The organism is Streptomyces sp. NPDC091377 (genome assembly GCF_044757045.1).
GTDB lineage: Bacteria > Actinomycetota > Actinomycetes > Streptomycetales > Streptomycetaceae > Streptomyces.
In genome coordinates this window covers 91,189-108,002 of sequence record NZ_JBIVUE010000012.1, presented here as the reverse complement: position 1 = coordinate 108,002, position 16,814 = coordinate 91,189, and the positions used below count along the sequence as shown (strand labels likewise).

Annotated in this window: 15 protein-coding genes; all 15 read right to left on the bottom strand. The window is 72.8% G+C overall.

Annotated elements, in window-relative coordinates; genetic code table 11:
• Window positions 1-10: 10 nt before the first annotated feature.
• The 15 genes from mycP to ACIQNG_RS24975 all read right to left on the bottom strand — a co-directional run bounded on the left by mycP (window position 11) and on the right by ACIQNG_RS24975 (window position 16,688).
• On the bottom strand, window positions 11-1,327 hold the full coding sequence (gene mycP / locus ACIQNG_RS25045; protein WP_401487927.1) for a type VII secretion-associated serine protease mycosin: 1,317 nt from the start codon (window positions 1,325-1,327) through the stop codon (window positions 11-13).
• 24 nt (window positions 1,328-1,351) lie between these two features.
• Window positions 1,352-2,920 (bottom strand): translation initiation factor IF-2, encoded by a 1,569-nt coding sequence (locus ACIQNG_RS25040; RefSeq protein ID WP_401487925.1) that lies wholly within the window; start codon window positions 2,918-2,920, stop codon window positions 1,352-1,354.
• Window positions 2,920-3,456 (bottom strand): hypothetical protein, encoded by a 537-nt coding sequence (locus tag ACIQNG_RS25035; protein WP_401436188.1) that lies wholly within the window; start codon window positions 3,454-3,456, stop codon window positions 2,920-2,922. Before ACIQNG_RS25035 ends, ACIQNG_RS25040 begins: the two co-directional genes overlap by 1 nt.
• 136 nt (window positions 3,457-3,592) lie before the next feature.
• The gene (locus ACIQNG_RS25030; protein WP_401487922.1) at window positions 3,593-4,405 is read right to left on the bottom strand and encodes a response regulator; all 813 of its coding nucleotides are present in this window, start codon (window positions 4,403-4,405) and stop codon (window positions 3,593-3,595) included.
• On the bottom strand, window positions 4,402-5,841 hold the full coding sequence (locus ACIQNG_RS25025) for a sensor histidine kinase (RefSeq protein WP_401487920.1): 1,440 nt from the start codon (window positions 5,839-5,841) through the stop codon (window positions 4,402-4,404). Before ACIQNG_RS25025 ends, ACIQNG_RS25030 begins: the two co-directional genes overlap by 4 nt.
• A 28-nt stretch (window positions 5,842-5,869) precedes the next feature.
• Complete coding sequence (locus ACIQNG_RS25020; protein ID WP_401487918.1) at window positions 5,870-7,120, bottom strand: acyltransferase; 1,251 nt, start codon at window positions 7,118-7,120, stop codon at window positions 5,870-5,872.
• Window positions 7,113-8,144: an alpha/beta hydrolase gene (locus ACIQNG_RS25015; RefSeq protein ID WP_401487916.1), complete on the bottom strand. Its 1,032-nt coding sequence runs from the start codon at window positions 8,142-8,144 to the stop codon at window positions 7,113-7,115. Before ACIQNG_RS25015 ends, ACIQNG_RS25020 begins: the two co-directional genes overlap by 8 nt.
• Before the next feature lie 273 nt (window positions 8,145-8,417).
• A complete protein-coding gene (locus tag ACIQNG_RS25010; protein WP_401487914.1) occupies window positions 8,418-9,281 on the bottom strand; it encodes an alpha/beta hydrolase family protein in 864 nt (287 codons plus the stop codon).
• Window positions 9,282-9,487: 206 nt separating this feature from the next.
• Entirely contained in the window at window positions 9,488-10,834 is a 1,347-nt protein-coding gene (gene kynU, locus ACIQNG_RS25005; RefSeq protein ID WP_401487912.1) for a kynureninase, read from the bottom strand.
• Window positions 10,827-11,657: a tryptophan 2,3-dioxygenase family protein gene (locus tag ACIQNG_RS25000; RefSeq protein WP_401436208.1), complete on the bottom strand. Its 831-nt coding sequence runs from the start codon at window positions 11,655-11,657 to the stop codon at window positions 10,827-10,829. The genes kynU and ACIQNG_RS25000 overlap by 8 nt, the downstream gene beginning before the upstream one ends.
• Before the next feature lie 249 nt (window positions 11,658-11,906).
• A complete protein-coding gene (locus ACIQNG_RS24995; protein WP_401487910.1) occupies window positions 11,907-12,320 on the bottom strand; it encodes a DUF3151 domain-containing protein in 414 nt (137 codons plus the stop codon).
• A gap of 169 nt (window positions 12,321-12,489) precedes the next feature.
• Window positions 12,490-13,965, bottom strand: a complete 1,476-nt coding sequence (locus ACIQNG_RS24990; protein ID WP_401436214.1) for an MFS transporter — start codon at window positions 13,963-13,965, stop codon at window positions 12,490-12,492.
• Window positions 13,966-14,083: 118 nt separating this feature from the next.
• The gene (gene fbaA, locus ACIQNG_RS24985) at window positions 14,084-15,115 is read right to left on the bottom strand and encodes a class II fructose-bisphosphate aldolase (RefSeq protein ID WP_401436217.1); all 1,032 of its coding nucleotides are present in this window, start codon (window positions 15,113-15,115) and stop codon (window positions 14,084-14,086) included.
• Between the two features lie 219 nt (window positions 15,116-15,334).
• Window positions 15,335-15,883, bottom strand: a complete 549-nt coding sequence (pyrE, locus tag ACIQNG_RS24980; protein ID WP_401487907.1) for an orotate phosphoribosyltransferase — start codon at window positions 15,881-15,883, stop codon at window positions 15,335-15,337.
• A 10-nt stretch (window positions 15,884-15,893) separates the two neighbouring features.
• Entirely contained in the window at window positions 15,894-16,688 is a 795-nt protein-coding gene (locus ACIQNG_RS24975) for an aldose 1-epimerase (RefSeq protein ID WP_401436223.1), read from the bottom strand.
• Window positions 16,689-16,814 lie beyond the last annotated feature (126 nt).

Here is a 16,814-nt window from a genome sequence, read left to right as displayed (position 1 = left end):
TCCCTGTCTCCTAGAAGGTGTCCGGCCTTCTGTCCGACGGGACGGGAGGCTGGGGCGGGGGGTAGGCGTAGGGGGCCGGGGTGGGTGTGGTCGGCCGGTTGCGGCGTTTGCGGGCTGCCAGGGTGATCGCTGCCGCTGCGAGGAGGGCCGCGCCCGTGCCCAGGGCGATCCAGAGGGTGGTGTTGCCGTCGTCGGATGCCGCAGCCGCCGTGCTCGGGCCCTTGTCGGTCGCGGCTCCGGTGTCGTCGTCCCCGCCCTGGGGCGCGGAGGACTCCGCCGGGGGCTTCGACGCCGCCTCCTTCAGATCGGGGAGGGGGTATTCGTTCGCCGGGCCGGGATCGCCGGGGTTCTGGAGAGCGACGCGGGGGCGGACGATGCCGTAGCCGATCGAGTCGTTGCGGTCGGCGCCGTCCGTGGGGGCGCCGATGGTGTTGAGCATGACCCGGAGGACCTGGTTGTTGGTCCAGTCGGGATGCTCGGACCAGATGAGGGCGGCGCTGGCGGAGGCGAGGGCGGTGGCGTCGCTGGTGCCGTGCGAGGTGCAAAGGCCCGACGCCTCTCCGCAGGCGTGCACCATTTCCTCGCCGGGCGCGGCAAGGTCCACTTGAGGCCCGTACTGGGATTCATCTGTCTTGCGGAGATCCTTGCCGATGGCACCGACGCCCACCACACCCGGAGTCGCGCCCGGGTACTCGGCCAAATTGGCCTTGTCACCGGTGTTTCCGACCGCCGCGAAGACGAGCGAGCCCTTCTCCAAGGCGTACTCCACCGCATCGGTGAGCTCCGGTGAGCCCTCCGAGTACCCGAGTGAGATGTTGATGACCTGGGCGCCTTCGTCCGCCGCGTACCGGATCGCCTGCGGCCCCAGCTCGTTGAATTCCTCCGTCGCCTCGGCCTGGCTTCCCAACGAGGCGTCCGTGTAGACGCGGAGGGGCAGGATCTTGGCACCTGGCGCCAGACCGTAGGCGCCCTGACCGCCTCCCCACGCGCCTGTTCCGGCGATCAGACCAGCCATACCGGTGCCATGTCCGTTGTCGTCGGTGTGCTCGTTCCCCGGTTGGTCCAGTACGAAGTCCTTGCCCGGCAGGACCCGGCCCTTCAGGTCGGCGCTGTCCGGATCCACGCCCGAGTCGATCACGGCGACGGTCACACCGTCGCCGGTGCTCTTCTGCCACATCTGCTCGGCCTGCATCGCATCAAGATGCCACTGCTTGTCCCGGGTCGACTCCGCGTGGGCGGGAGCACCCCCGACCCCCACGAGCAGCACGCCCAGCGCTGCCGACGCCACAGCGCGGCGCTGTGCGCGCCGCGTTCCGCTGAGGGGCATGTGAGTCCTCACGCCTTCCGTTCGTCACTCGATGACCGGCGGCACCGTACGACGTCCGTCGTCCGGCTTCCAGGTCTCCTCGTCCTCGGTCGCCACCCGGCGCCCGCTCCGGTTCTCCGTCCTGGGCTTGGTCGGCTTACGGGATCTGCCGCCGGTGCCGGTGCCGCCCGCGCGCGTACTGGTCGGCACGCCCCCGGTGATACCGCCCCTGGCCGTGCCCCCGGAACTCCGCCCACCCGAACCGGCTGCTCCCGCGGCTCGGCCCGGCTGCTGCTGCGGGCTGCCGCCGACCACCCCGCCCTGCGGCGAGGCGCCGCTGGAGGGGAGAGGCGCGCGGCCACCCGGAGCCTGCGCCTGAGGCCCCGCCGGTCGCCCGACGGGTCCGCCCGGCGCACCCGTCGCACCCGGAGCCACCGGCCCACGCGCGCCTTGGCCCTCGCCACCGACCACCACACCGCGAGGGATCCCGGAGGTGCGGTCCCCGGGCAGCGGACCCGGCCGCCCTCCGACGATGCCCTGGCCGCCACCGCCTCCTGGTACCCCGGTCGCCCGCCCCTGCGCCGGAGCGGGCGCGGGGCCTACCGGGCCGGTGCCCGTCGGTGACGGTGTCCGGCCGGTCCCCACCGGCCGGACCGGGCCGGCCGAACGGTCCGGGCCCTTCGTACCGCCGAAGACCGGTGGCACCGGACCGGGGACAAGCGGACCGCCGCCGTCGACACGGGTGGGCCCGGGCGTGGGAGCGGGGGCAGGCGGAGTCTGCTGGGACCGCTGCGCATCCGGAATCGTGTTGACGGAGTTGACATCCAAACGAGTCTCGGGCTGCACCGGAATGTCCGGCTGTGCGGGGCCTTGGCGTGGTGGCACCGCGTCCGGGTTCGAGCGCGACACGGGGGCGTTCGGTGCGCCCTGTGTGTCAGGTTGAGTAGCGCCGTAGGGGCGAGTGGAGGACGTGGTGCTGCCGTCACCCCCATCGCCCGGGCGGTCCAAGCCCTTCATGTTGTTGCGCGCAGGAGTCGGTGGCACGATCTCCGCCGGCGGGGGTGGGAACTTGGGGCGGGGCAGTGCGTTCAGCTGCGTCGCCGACACCTGGTACGACTGCGCCAGCTTCCGCATCTGTGCCGCCGCCTCCTGGCGGACCCGTTCGCGGTCGGCCTTGAGGGCGGCGAGGTCGGCCGCCGCCTTGGTGGAGACGGTGCGGGAGTCGGGGTCGTTCGGGGCGTCGTTCGCGGCGTCGCGGTTGGCCTGGGCGCCGGGGACGTCGCGTGGGATCGCCGTCTGGGCCTGGGCGATGGCGGTGGAGGCCCGGCTCAGCCAGGTCGCGGAGTCCTCGCTGAAGTCGCCCAGCCGGATCGTGGCGTTGGCCAGGTCACCCGCCCAGGTGCGGAACGCCTCGGCGCCCTCGCCCTTCCACTCCACCCACTGCGGACGCACCTTCAGCTCTTCCGCGATCTTGTGGATCTCGGAGGCCACCGCGAGCAGCCGGTCGGCCGCCGCCTGGACCGTCCCGGCGTTCGCCTGGTCCAGCCACGCCAGCATGCGCTCGTGGCTCATCGACTCGAAGGGCGTGCCGCCGCCCCTTCCCCCGCCGGCCATCAGATCGTGCCTCCAGCGTCGTCGCCGCCACCCGTGCCCGTGCCGTCGGGCCCGTCCGCCCCGGTGTCGTCCGGCTTCTCCGGCTTCGACCGCTCCGGGTCGTACGCACCGCCGTAGTGCTCGGTCGTGTCCACGCTGATCGCCGCCATGCGATCGCGGATGTCCAGGTCCAGGTTCTCGTAGCCCTTGTGCGAGGCCAGTACCGCGATACCCATGCCCTCGATGGAGTCGGACAGGAGCTTGGAGAGGTTCTCCAGTTCCGTGATGACCGTCTCGTACGAGCCGAACAGGCCCGCCGCCTCCGACCACTGCCCGTCCCCGCCGCCGAACTGGACCCGGGTCAGGGGCTCCTCCCCCACCTTGCCCTCGCCCGCCGGGGACTCCTTGAGGTCGCGGATCAGATCGTCCACGCGTCTCTTGAACTCCGTGAACGACGTGTACTCGGTGACGATGTCACCGATCGCCTTCCCCAGCACGCCGAACGGCCCGAACATCAGGCCGGCCCCCAGCGCTCCTCCGACTCCGTCCGTCGTCACAACAGCCTCCCCGTGGATGCGGGTCCCTCCGTAGCCGTCCCTCGGGAACGACCCCGGGAGCAACCCAACCGCACCTCAACTCTATCCGGCGGCAGTGACAAGCCACAGTCGGTCGGTGACCCCGCGTGGCCGGTTCCTAGTAGCCCGTCGGGCGGACCAGTCCCGACTCGTACGCGAACACCGCCGCCTGCGTACGGTCCCGCAGGGCCAGTTTCACCAGGATGCGGCCCACATGTGTCTTCACCGTCTGCTCGGCCACCACCAGGCGCCCCGCGATCTCCGCGTTGGACAGCCCCCTCGCGATCAGGGCCAGCACCTCCGTCTCACGTTCGGTCAGCTCGGCCACGCGCTGCTTCAGGGGCGCGGGCGGTGTGCGGTCCAGCCGGGAGAACTCGGCGATCAGCCGGCGGGTGACGCCGGGGGCCAGCAGCGCGTCACCGGCCGCCACCACCCGTACCGCGTCTGCCAGTTGGTCGGCCGACGCGTCCTTGAGGAGGAAGCCGGAGGCTCCCGCGCGCAGGGCTTCGTAGACGTACTCGTCCAGGTCGAAGGTGGTCAGGACCAGGACGCGGGTGCCGGAGGTGGCCGTGGTGACCCTGCGCGTCGCCTCGATACCGCCCAGTTCGGGCATCCGGATGTCCATCAGGACGACGTCCGGGGCGAGTTCGGCCACCTTCCCCACCGCGTCCAGGCCGTCCACCGCCTGGCCGACCACCTCGATGTCCGGCTGGGTGTTCAGCAGCACGGTGAAGCCCTGCCGGACCATCTGCTGGTCGTCGGCGATCAGTACGCGGATCGGCGTCCCGCCACCCGTCCCGATACCGGCACCGATACCGGCCCCGCCACCTGTCCCGATACCGGCCCCGCTGCCGGTCCCGTCACCGGTGGCTCCACCGGTCGATCCGCCGGTCGGTCCGCCAGTCGATCCGTCGGTCGTTCCGCTTGTCATCGGGTTTCCTTGGAGATGGGCTGGGTCGTGGCCGTGAGGGGGCCTCCGGTCCGTCCGGGCATGTGCGGGTCGGGCGCCGGGGTCCCGGCCTCCCTCGGCAGGAACGCCGACACCGAGAAACCGCCGTGCAGGGTCCTCGTCGCCATCAGATGGCCGCCCAGCATCGCCGCCCGCTCCCGCATCCCCAGCAGTCCGTGCCCCGCGCCCGGCGACGGCTGCACGGGGCGGCTCGGGCTGGAGTTGACGACGCCCAGGTAGAGGCCCTCGGGGAAGTGGGTGAGTTCGACGCGGACGGAGGCGCCCGGCGCGTGCCGCAGTACGTTGCTCAGCGCCTCCTGCACGATCCGGTACGCCGACAGCTCCATGCCCGGCGGGTAGGGGCGGGCCGGTTCGCCGGTGATGTGGGTGCTGACCTCCACCCCGGCGGTCCTGGTGTTGTCGATCAGGCTGTCCAGGCGGTCGAGGGTGGGCTGGGGGGCGTGCGGGGCCGTGCCCGCGCCGGGGCCCTCCTGGTCCTCGGGGTGTTCGGACCGCAGGACGCCCAGCACCCGGCGGAGTTCGGTGAGCGCGTCCAGCGCGTTCTGGCGGATTCCGGCGAGGTTCTCCCGCAGTTCGTCGGACGGGTCCGCGACCAGGTGCGGGGCCACCTGCGCCTGGATGGAGATCACGGACATATGGTGCGCCACCACATCGTGCAGTTCACGCGCGATCCGGCTGCGCTCCTCCAGCAGGGTGCGCCGGGCCCGTTCCTCCGCCGTGATCCCGGTCTGCTCGACCAGTTCGATCCGCGCCACCCTGCGGCCCCGCAGCGCGGCGCCGAGCGTGGTGCAGCCCACGAAGACCGCGAACGCGATCATGCCCGTCGCCTGGTAGTGCTGACCGCCCAGCCAGACCTGGAGGAACCAGGTGGTGACGCCCGTCAGACCCAGCATCGTGAACGAGACCGCGGTACGGCTCCGCAGCGCCAGCAGGAACAGCACCATCGCGTGGCCCGCCACCCCGGGCGGAGTCCACGGCCAGGGCGGGCCCGCGCCGAAGTCCGCGCCCGGTGCGGGGACCTCGGGGAGGCCGAGCGCCACCCCCACGAACACCGCCAGTGACAGCCAGCCCGCCGGCACCGGGAACCACAGCACCAGCACCCCGGCCGCCAACTGCGCCAGCGCGCAGAGCAGCCCGATCTGGACCCCCAGGCGGTAGCCGTCGATCAGCTGGTCCAGGTTCGCCACGAACATGCCGACCGCGTACAGCACCACCATTCCGTGCGGCAGCCAGCGCAACCACACCGAGGCCGGCAGCGGGTCGTACGACGTCGTCCGCAGTTCGCCGGCCAGTCCGCGCAGTGGGGCCGTGACGCGGCCCAGCCGCGCCGCCCCTCCCGCACCGGGTCCGGCTCCGGCTCTGGCTCCGGCTCCGATGTCCGTGGTTGTTCCGTTCATGCCCCCCGTGCCCTTCACATCGCTCAGCCTAGACACCGCTCCCCTCCCGCACGCGCCGCGTCGCCGCCGTACGCTCCGGGGGTACGGGCGCCGGTACGGCTCCGTCGTCCCGGGCGCCGTCCCCTCTCGCGCGGCCCCTGCCCGGGTGTTCCCCGAACCGGAACGCCGTCCAGCAGACCGCCAGGGCGAGGGCGAAGACCGGCAGCCACGCCAGGCGGTACGCGATCCAGGTCAGGTCGTCGGGGCGGGTGTGCAGTCCGGGCAGCCGGCCCGCGAACAGGCCGGTGGCCGTGGTCGCCATCATGGCCGTCTGGTGCCAGAGGAATATCGTCATCGCCGACAGATTGACCAGCGCCACCGCCGCCCACGCCAGGGGGCGGACCAGGGCGCGGCGCAGCGGTCCGCGCAGCAGCAGGGCCAGGCCGCACTGGGCCACGCCGAAGGTGACGGCGGCCAGGGTCGGCGGGTTGAGGTTGGAGACCTCCGCGCCCGGCACCCCGACCATCGAGGCCGGATAGCCCGCGAACGCCACCAGTACGGCCGTCACCGCCGCCCCGCCGAGCAGCAGCACCCAGCCCGCGCGCGGCCGTTCCAGCTCGCCCCGGGTCCAGGCCGCGCCCAGCGTGTACGGCACCAGCCACCCGGCGGCCAGGTTGATCCAGCCGGTCCAGGCGGGGCCGTCGAGGCCGAAGCGGAACAGGTCGACGTAGAGCACCGCCGACAGCGGCCACAGCGGGGTCACCCGGGTCAGCAGCGGGGTCGCCGCGGTGAGCGCGGCGAACACCAGCAGGAACCAGAGGGGCGACAGGGCCAGCTTGGCCAGGGTCCGCACGGTCAGGAGGTCGGCGCCCGACAGCAGCAGGGCGGCCGTCGCCACCGTCCACAGGCCGAGGACGGCGGCCACCGGCAGGAACAGCCGGGACAGCCGGGCGGCCAGCCACCGCCGGTAGCCGATGCCCCCGGCCCGCGCGGAGGCCAGGCTCCGGGTGGCCACATGGCCGCCCACCAGGAAGAACACCGCGAGGGTCTGGAACATCCAGGAGACCGGGGCCAGCCATGGCATCGGGTCCAGGGGGCTCGCGGCGCGCAGGGTGTCGCCGTCGGCGACCAGCGCGGTCACCAGCCAGTGCCCGAGCACCACCCCGAGAATCGCGCAGGCCCGCAGCGCGTCCACCGCGCGGTCGCGGCCCTCGGGGGTCGCCGCGTCGATCCGGCACGCCTGGTGACGGAGGTGCCGGGGCAGGGTGGCGAGGGGCCCGGGGCGTCCGGTCTCACGCATGGTCCACCTCCGCCGACGCGCCGAGCACGATCCGGGTCAGGTTGGTCAGGGCCGCCGAGCCCGGGGCGAAGTAGTCGCTGTGGCCGCCGGACCCGGCGTCGAAGCGGCGGGCGCCGTACGCCGGGGCCATGGGGTCCGTGCCGAAGCCGACGGTCGTACCGAACAGCTCCGCCTTGAGGTGCGGTACGTCGGCCACCCAGTCGTCGGCCCCGCGCCCGGCCCACACCCGTGCGGACGTACGGAGTCCGGCCGCCGTGTCGGTACCGGTGCCGGGGCTGCCGACGAGGACGAGATCGGCCACGTCCAGTCCGGGCGCCGCGCTGGCGCAGACCACCGAGCCGTAGGAGTGGCACAGCAGCGCGACCCGGGCGTTCCCGCCGGTGAGCGTGTGCAGCAGGGTCACGAACGTCCGCAGGCCGGGGGCGGATTCCTCGGCGCGGGTGGTGGTCGTCACGGAGGTGCTGACCGTGCCCGGGGTCTCGTACCCGAGCCAGGCGACGACGGCCGTGCGCACCCCCGGCGGGGCCTGGCGGCCGAGCCGTTCGTGCAGATGCGCGGCGGCGGCGCGCAGCCGTCCGTAGCTGTCGAGGTGGGTGTCGGAGCCGGGTACGAGGACGGCGACCCGGTCCGCCCGCGCCAGGTCTCCGAAGACCTCCGTCGCCCGTCCGGCGCCGCGTCCGTCGAAGGCGAGCAGCTGCCTCGCCGGGTCCTCGGCCATCGCCCGCTCCACGGCCGCGCGGCGCCGGTCACCATGGTCGGCGGCCATCCGGGCCGCCTCGGCGGCGTTGGCACGGTTGGCGGCGTACGCGCGGTCCAGGGTGGCCGCCGTGACCGGGCCCAGGTCCGCCGGAGGGGGCGCGGGGACGCGGGGGCGGGCCGCGGCGGAGAGGGGGGCCACCAGTCCGGCCGTGATGAGCGCGGCGAGAAGGGTGCGGTACCAGCGGTGTGCCCCGCGGGCACCGCCACCGCCTGTTCCGCCGACGGCGCGTGGACGCGCGGGACTCCTGAACACCGACCTCGCCATGACGACCCGTCCTCCCCCGGCGGCCCGCCTCTCGGGCCTCTGACGAGGAAGTTATGGATCGGAGTCCGTAGCCCGCGTCCCGCCAGGGAGCTGTCCCTCGGAGTCCCTCTCAGGTACTACGGGTATGACAGGTACTACGGGTATGTCAGGTGCCGCGGATGTGACAGGTACTACGGGTATGTCAGGTGCCGCGGATGTGACAGGTACTACGGGTATGACAGGCGCCGCGGATGTGACAGTCGCCGCGGATGGTGACAGGCGCTCAACAGCCCCTCACCACGCCAGCTGTGCGATCTCCTCCGCCACCACCGCGCACGCGTCCGCCGCCGGGTCGATCAGCGGGAAGTGGCCGACCTCCTCCAGCAGGGTCAGCCCGACCACCTCGCCCGCCTTCGCCGCCGCCTCGGTGTACGCCTCGGCGACCGTGTGCGGTACGACGTCGTCCGTACGGCCCTGGACCAGGGTCGTCGCGATCCCGGTCGGCAGCAGCCGGGCGGGATCGGCGTAGGGCACGCGGTCCGCGAACCGCTCCTCGCCACCGAGCAGTTGGACCGCCGCTCCCGCGCACACGTCCAGCTTGTGCGCCACCGTGAAGTCGGCGATCGGGGCGAGTGCCACGACGCCGCGGAGCGGGGCCGGGCGGTCGGTGCGCCAGGGCGCGTCGGCGGGCAGCAGATGCCGGGCCGCCGCCCACAGCGCGAGATGCCCTCCGGCGGAGTGGCCGGTGATCACCGTGCGGCGCGGGTCGGCCCCGGGAAGGGCCTCCTGTACCAGTGCGGGCAGCGCGTCCAGCGCCGCCGCCACATCGTCGAAGGTCTCCGGCCAACGCCCGGCCGCAGAGGCGGAGTCGGGGCCGTCCGCGCCACGCCGGTACTCCACGTTGGCGACGGCGAAGCCCCGGTGGGCCAGGAAGCCGGCGAACGGGGTGATGTGCCGTCGGTCGTACGCCGCCCGCCACGCGCCGCCGTGCAGGACGACGACGAGCGGGGCGGGTTCGGTGGCCCGGGGTGCGTAGAAGTCGATCACCTGGTCGGGGTGGTCGCCGTACGCCGCCGTGACATCCGGGTCGACGGGCGGGTGGGAGAAGGCGGACTCCTCCTCGGCAGCGGCCCTGGCCGTGGCGACGTCGTCCGGCATGCTCCAACCTCTCAGCGATGAAACGGAATTGGCGGACCAGTGGGATGCGACCCGTGGGGACTCGACCCATGGGGATTCGGTCGTTGGCGGGGACGGTATCAGGCCGATGACGTGCGCGGACACGTGGATGTCACGCTAGGTGAACGGAACCCGTCCCCCCGGACGCCGGTTTCACGTGAAACATTCCCCGCCAACTCCCCAGGCGCCTACGTCATATGCGCCTCGCCCGGCACCTCCCTCAGCACCTCCCCCAGCACCGAGGCCGCCCGCTCCACATCCCGGAACCCGACATACAGGGGAGTGAAGCCGAACCGCAGCACATCGGGTTGCCGGAAGTCACCGACGACACCGCGCGCGATCAGCCGCCGCATCACCGCCCCGGCGTCCTCGCACCGCAGCGCGATCTGGCTGCCGCGCCGCCCGTGGTCCAGGGGCGTCAGACACTCCACCCGCCCCTCGGGGACGTAGGCGCCGACGCACCGGAGGAAGAAGTCGGTGAGGGCCAGCGATTTTTCGCGCACTTCCTTGATGGAGACGTCGTCCCAGACCTCAAGAGCCGCCTCCAGGGCGAGCATCGAGAGGATGTCCGGCGTGCCGACCCGTCCGCGCGGAGCCCCGTCCGCCGGGGTGTACACGGGCCGCATCCCGAAGGGCTCGGCGTGCGAGTTCCAGCCGGGGAGCGGGGAGTCGAAGACACCCTGGAGGTCCTGGCGGACGTACAGGAACGCCGGTGCACCCGGCCCTCCGTTGAGATACTTGTAGGTGCAGCCGACGGCCAGGTCCACGCCGTGGTCGTCCAGGTCCACCGGCAGCGCGCCCGCGCTGTGGCACAGGTCCCAGACGGCCACCGCCCCCGCCGCGTGGACGGCGGCGGTCAGCGCGGGCAGATCGTGCAGCCGGCCGGTGCGGTAGTCGACATGGTTGAGCAACACCGCCGCCGTCCGCCCGCTCAGCGCGCCCGGCACCGCACCGGGCTCGACCGCCCGGACCGTATGACCGGTGAGCCGGGCGGCGGACTCGGCGATGTACCCGTCCGTGGGGAAGGTGCTCGCGTCGACCAGGATCTCGTCGCGCCCGGCACCCGCGACACGGACCGCCGCGACCATCGCCTTGAAGACGTTCACACTGGTCGAGTCGCCCACGACGAGCTGTCCCGGCGCCGCGCCGACCAGCGGGGCGACACGGTCGCCGATCCGCTCGGGCGCGGTCCACCAGCCGCTCTCCTCCCAGGAGCGGATCCGCAGTTCGCCCCACTGCCGGGTGACGACGTCCGCCACCCGGGCGGGGACGTGCGCGGGCAGCGCGCCCAGCGAGTTCCCGTCCAGATACACCCCGTCGTCCAGGACGAACGCCGACCGCTTCCCGGCCAGCGGATCCCCGGCGTCCAGCCGCTCCGCCGCGCCCACCAGCCCGGCCGCCGCACCCCCGTCCTCGGACCTGCCCTCGGGACCGTCCTCGAACCCGCCCTCGGGACCGTTTTCGAACCCGCCCTCGGAACCGTCCTCGGACCCGGGACGGTGCCGCCCCGGCAGGGGGCCGCCGTGCTCAGACATAGGACCGCGCCGTCCACAGCTCGGGGAACACGTTCTTGCGGGCCCGCTTCTCCAGCCAGGCCACCCCCGCCGAACCGCCGGTGCCGGCCTTCGCGCCCATCGCCCGGCGGGTGGCCACCAGGTGGTCGTTGCGCCAGCGCCACACCAGTTCGCCCACATCGGTGAGGGCCTCGCCCAACCGGGCGACCTCGTCGTCGTGGTCACCGGCATACACCGCCGCCCAGACCCGCTCGACCTCGTCGGACGGCTCGTAGCGCAGCGAGACGTCCCGCTCGACCACGGCCTCCGGTACGGCGTGCCCGCGCCGGGCGAGCAGCCGCAGCACCTCGTCGTACAGGCTCGGCTCGTGCAGCGCCTTCTCCAGCTCACCGTGGACCCGGGGGGCGCCGCGGTGCGGGACCAGCATGGACGACGACTTCTCGCCGAGCAGGAACTCCATCCGGCGGTACATGGCCGACTGGAAGCCGGAGCCGTCGCCGAGGGCGCCGCGATAGGAGTTGAACTGCTGCGGGGTGAGCCCGCCGAGCGGCTTCCAGGAGGCGTTGAGCGCCTCCAGCTCGCGTACGGAACGCTTCAGCGCGTCGATCGCGGTCGGCACGTCGTCGGACCGCAGCGCCCGCGCCGCCGTCTCCCACTCATGGACGACGACGGTGAACCACAGCTCCATGACCTGGGTCGTGACCAGGAAGACCATCTCTCCGGGATCGTCCGAGAGAGGGTGCTGGAGGTGGGTGAGCACGTCCGCCTGGACGTAGTCCTCGTACGGGGTGGTCCCCTGGAAGTCGAGATGCGGAGCCGCGGGCTCGTGAGCCTCGTGGGACATCGCTGTCTCCTGTTGTGTACTCCGGGTAGCGGTCCGCCCCTGCCGATGCCGACACGGGGGCCCCGGTCCCCACCCGCATCCTGCGACGCGCCACCGGTACCTCGCAAGGCGTACCCCGGGACACACACCGGGAGGCCCGCCCTGTACCGGGCGGGCCTCCAGATCACACAGGCCGTGCAGGTCACACACAGGCCGTACGGGTCACAGGCCGTACGGGTCACAGATCGTACGGGTCACACGTCGTACGGGTCAGCCCAGGGTCTGGGCCGCCGCCGGTGACGAGTCCTTCAGGAACTGCGAGCACCGCTGGTACTCCTCCTGCTCCCCGATGGACTGCGCGGCGCGGGCGAGGGCGTGCAGGGCGCGCAGGAAGCCGCGGTTCGGCTCGTGCTCCCACGGCACCGGTCCGTGGCCCTTCCAGCCGCTGCGGCGCAACGCGTCGAGCCCGCGGTGATAGCCGGTACGGGCATAGGCGTACGACTCCACCGTGCTGCCCCGCTCGAACGCCTCGTCGGCGAGAACGGCCCAGGCCAGCGAGGACGTCGGGTACTTCGCGGCGACCTCGGCGGCCGGGGAGCCGCCCGCGAGCAGTTCGCGCGGCTCGGGGTCGTCGGGGAGGTGGGTCGGGGGCGGGCCCCCGAGCAGGTTCTCGTGAATCGTCATGGGGTCCAGTCTCGTACATACCCTTCGCGACCGGTCGGCCCGAGCCCGCATCGACACCCGACGCGCACACCCCGCCCACCCGCACCCCGGCCCCCGGCCCCCGGCCCTGCCCTACGACCCCTGCCTCTGCCCTACGACCCCGGCCCCTGCCCCTGCCCCCGCCCCTGCCCTACGGCGCCCCCAGCCGCCCCGACGACTTCTCCCCCGGCTCCAGCGGCGGAGCCGTCACGCTGCCGTGGGTCAGGCACTCCGGGCGGGTGCAGTCCGGCGGCAGCTTGCGTACCGTCGTGAAGGCCACGACCGAGCCGACCACCAGCACCCCGGCGCACACCAGCATCGCCCGGTCGAACGCCGTGTCGAAGGCGCCCGCCGACCGGTAGGCGGTCTCGCTCATCCCGGACACCAGCGGCAGCGCCGCCACCGCGATCAGGCCCGCCGCCCGCGCCGCCGCGTTGTTCACCCCGCTGGCCAGCCCCGCCCGCGCGGTGTCCACCGACGCCAGCACGGTCGCCGTCAGCGGGGCGACCAGGGTGACCATGCCCAGCCCCAGCACCAGCAGCGCGGGCAACACGTCCGCCAGGTACGAGGCGTGCGGGCCGACCCGCAGCATCAGCAGTATGCCGACCGCGCACAGCAGCGGGCCGACCGTCAGCGGGATACGCGGGCCGATCCTGCTCGCCAGTTCGCCCGAGCGGGCGGAGAACAGCAGCATCATCAGCGTCGTCGGCAGCAACGCCGTACCGGCCTCCAGCGCGGAGTACCCGGAGACGACCTGGAGCTGGAGGACCGAGAGGAAGAAGAAGCCGCCGAACGCCGCGTACACACACAGCGTGACCAGGTTGACCGCCGTGAACTGGCGGGACGCGAAGATGTCCAGCGGCATCATCGGATCCGGCCGCCGCCGCTCCACCAGGACGAAGGCGATCCCGGCCGCCACCCCCGCCACCGCCGTCACCACCACGGTGACCGTCCCCGAACGGGCCTCGATCAGCGCGTACGTCACCAGCGCCAGGGCCAGCGCGCCCAGCACCGCCCCGAGCACGTCGAACCGGCCGTGGGCCTTCCCGTCCGCCGACTCCGGTACGTGCCGCAGGGCGATCGGCACGCACAGCAGCGCCAGCGGGACGTTCAGCAGGAACACCCAGCGCCAGCCCGGCCCGTCCACCAGCCAGCCGCCCAGGAACGGGCCGATCGCCGCCCCGACGCCACCGAAACCGGACCACAGGCCGACCGCGCGGCCCCGGTCGTCGGGGTGGAACGACGCCTGGATCAGCGCCAGCGAGCCGGGGGTGAGCAGCGCGCCGCCGATGCCCTGCAACGCCCGCGCCGCGATCAGCACCTCGGCGTTGGGCGCCAGCCCGCACATCAGCGAGGCCACCGCGAACCACACCACGCCGATCAGAAAGACCTTGCGGCGCCCGTAGTGGTCGCCGAGCGAGCCGCCGAGCAGGATCAGCCCGGCCAGCGTCAGCATGTAGGCGTTGATGATCCACTGGAGCGCGGCGAGATCGGTGTTCAGGTCCTCGCCGATCCGGGGCAGGGCCACATTGACGACGGTCGAGTCCAGCAGCGCCATGCTGGAGCCGAGGACGGTGGTGAACAGCAGCCACTTGCCCTGCGGGGAGGCCACCCGGACATCTGCCATGACCCCAGATATACAGCGAGCCCGGCGCGGGAGCACCGGGCTCGCCGGAAGTCCCGGCAGAACGGTTCGTACGAGCCCCACGGCACCGTGCGGCGCCGTACGACCCCTGCGGGTCGTGCTACTTCAGCCGGTGGCCCGCCGACCGCAGGTTCCGGCAGCCCTCGGCCACCCGCGCGGCCATGCCCGCCTCGGCGACCTTGCCCCAGGTGCGCGGGTCGTAGGTCTTCTTGGAGCCGACCTCGCCGTCGACCTTGAGGACACCGTCGTAGTTCTTGAACATGTGGTCGGCCACCGGACGCGTGAAGGCGTACTGGGTGTCCGTGTCGATGTTCATCTTGACGACGCCGTTCTCCAGCGCGGTGCGGATCTCCTGCTCGGTGGAGCCGGAGCCGCCGTGGAAGACGAAGTCGAAGACCTTCGCGTCGGCCGGGCGGCCGTACTTGGCGGCGACGCCCTCGTTCAGCTCCTTGAGCAGGTCGGGGCGGAGCACCACGTTGCCCGGCTTGTAGACGCCGTGGACGTTGCCGAAGGACGCGGCCAGCAGGTAGCGGCCCTTCTCGCCCAGACCGAGGGCCTCGGCGGTACGGATGGCGTCGTCGACGGTGGTGTACAGCTCGTCGTTGATCTCGTGCGTGACACCGTCCTCCTCACCGCCGGTGGGGGTGATCTCCACCTCCAGGATGATCTTGGCGGCGGCGGCGCGGGCCAGCAGTTCCTGGCCGATGGCGAGGTTGTCGGCGAGGGTCTCGGCGGAGCCGTCCCACATGTGCGACTGGAACAGCGGGTTCTCGCCCCGGGCCACCCGCTCCTCGGAGACCGCGATCAGCGGGCGGACGTACGCGTCGAGCTTGTCCTTGGGGCAGTGGTCGGTGTGCAGCGCGACCGTGACGTCGTACTTCGCGGCGACGATGTGCGCGAACTCCGCCAGCGCCACCGCGCCGGTGACCATGTCCTTGTTGTGCTGGCCACCCAGGAACTCGGCACCGCCGGTCGAGATCTGGATGATGCCGTCGCTCTCGGCCTCCGCGAAGCCGCGCAGGGCAGCGTGCAGGGTCTGGGACGAGGTCACGTTGATGGCCGGGTAGGCGAACTTGCCTGCCTTCGCCCGGTCGAGCATCTCGTTGTAGACCTCGGGGGTTGCGATGGGCATCTGTCCGCTCCTTGTATCTGCGGGTGGTGTGCTGCGTACGGCCCTGACCTAGACCTGGAGATGTGACGTCGTCGTCACGCCCATCTTTCCAGACGGACCGGGATGCTCGGAGGTCCGTCTCAGGACCCGTCCCCGGTCCGGGGTCGGGGGCCCCACGTCCCGGACCCTGCCGCCGCCCGCTGCGCCCCCTCCGCCCCTTCCGCCCCTTCCGCCCCGGGGTCAGTCCAGACCCAGATCGTCCTTCGAATAGGCGAAGAGGTACGGCACCCCGGCCCCCTCGCGGATCTTCTCCGCGGCGCCGGTCGCCCGGTCCACGATCGTCACGACGGCCACGACCTCGGCGCCCGCCTCCCGTACCGCCTCGACCGCGGCGAGCGGGGAGCCGCCGGTGGTGGAGGTGTCCTCGACCACCAGCACCCGGCGCCCGGCGATGTCGGGGCCCTCCACGCGCCGCTGGAGCCCGTGCGCCTTGGCGGCCTTGCGGACCACGAAGGCGTCGACCCGGCGGCCCCGCGCGGCGGCGGCGTGCAGCATGGCGCCGGCGACCGGGTCGGCGCCCATCGTCAGCCCGCCGACCGCGTCGAACTCCAGGCCCTCGGTCAGATCGAGCAGCACCGCGCCGACCAGCGGGGCGGCCTCGCCGTCGAGGGTGACCCGGCGCAGGTCGACGTAGTAGTCGGCCTCCAGGCCCGAGGAGAGGGTCACCTTGCCGTGCACCACGGCCTTGTCCTTGATCTGCCGGAGCAGGTCAGCGCGTACGTCCGTCATGCCGTCCAGCTTAGAGGCGCCGCCAGCGCCAGGTGGTCGTGGCCTCCAGCGGCTCCAGCGGGGTGACCAGGCGCGGAGCGGTGTTCAGCCCGTTCGGCGGGCCGGTCTGCGGCTCCACGCAGACGGCCGCGTCCTGCTCGTCGTAGATCACGACCCACTTCTCCGGGCTGGTCACGGTCAGTTCCAGCCGCTCCGGCCAGGTGAGGGTGACGGCGACGCCCTCCGGCATCCCGAAGCAGTCGTCCCAGGGGCCGGGCCGGGGGTCGATGCGGTGGCCGGTCGGCAGATGGTCCTCGCCGCGCTCCTCCTGCCAGCCGGCCGAGAAGTCGAGCGTCACGCCCGCGCCGCCGCCGTCGAGACTCCGGTTGAACCAGGGGTGCCAGCCGATCTGCGCCGGGAAGGAGTCGTCGTACGTCTCGACGGCCATGGTCAGCGTCAGACTGTCCGGCGTCAGCGCCACCACCTGGGTGACCTTGCCCGGGTAGGGCCAGGGCGCCACCAGGTCGTACGTGATCACCGCCTCGTCGTCGGTACGGCGCGCGGTGCTCCAGGCGCCGTCGCGGGCGGTGCCGTGGATCGCGTGCGGCGGGGCGTTGAGGGGCATCCGGTGGACGGCGGCGCCGTCCCGGAAGCGGCCCTCGCGGATCCGGCCGCACCAGGGGACCATCGGGAAGCTGCCGTAGCGGGGGCCCTGGCGGAGCAGTTCGACGCCGCCCAGCCGAAGGCTCGCCAGTCGGCCGCCGTCCTCGGGGGTGACCGTCGCCCGCGCGTCACCCGCGCTCAGGTAGATGTCTGCGTTGCTCACCCGAACGACCCTACTGGGACGATCAAGAGCGCGTCCGGCCGCGGGCGCCGTCCCGGCGGAAATCCGCCACGGGTGGGCTCCGGCGGCGTTCGCGTGGGGCACGCGTACGCCGGTACGACGGACCCA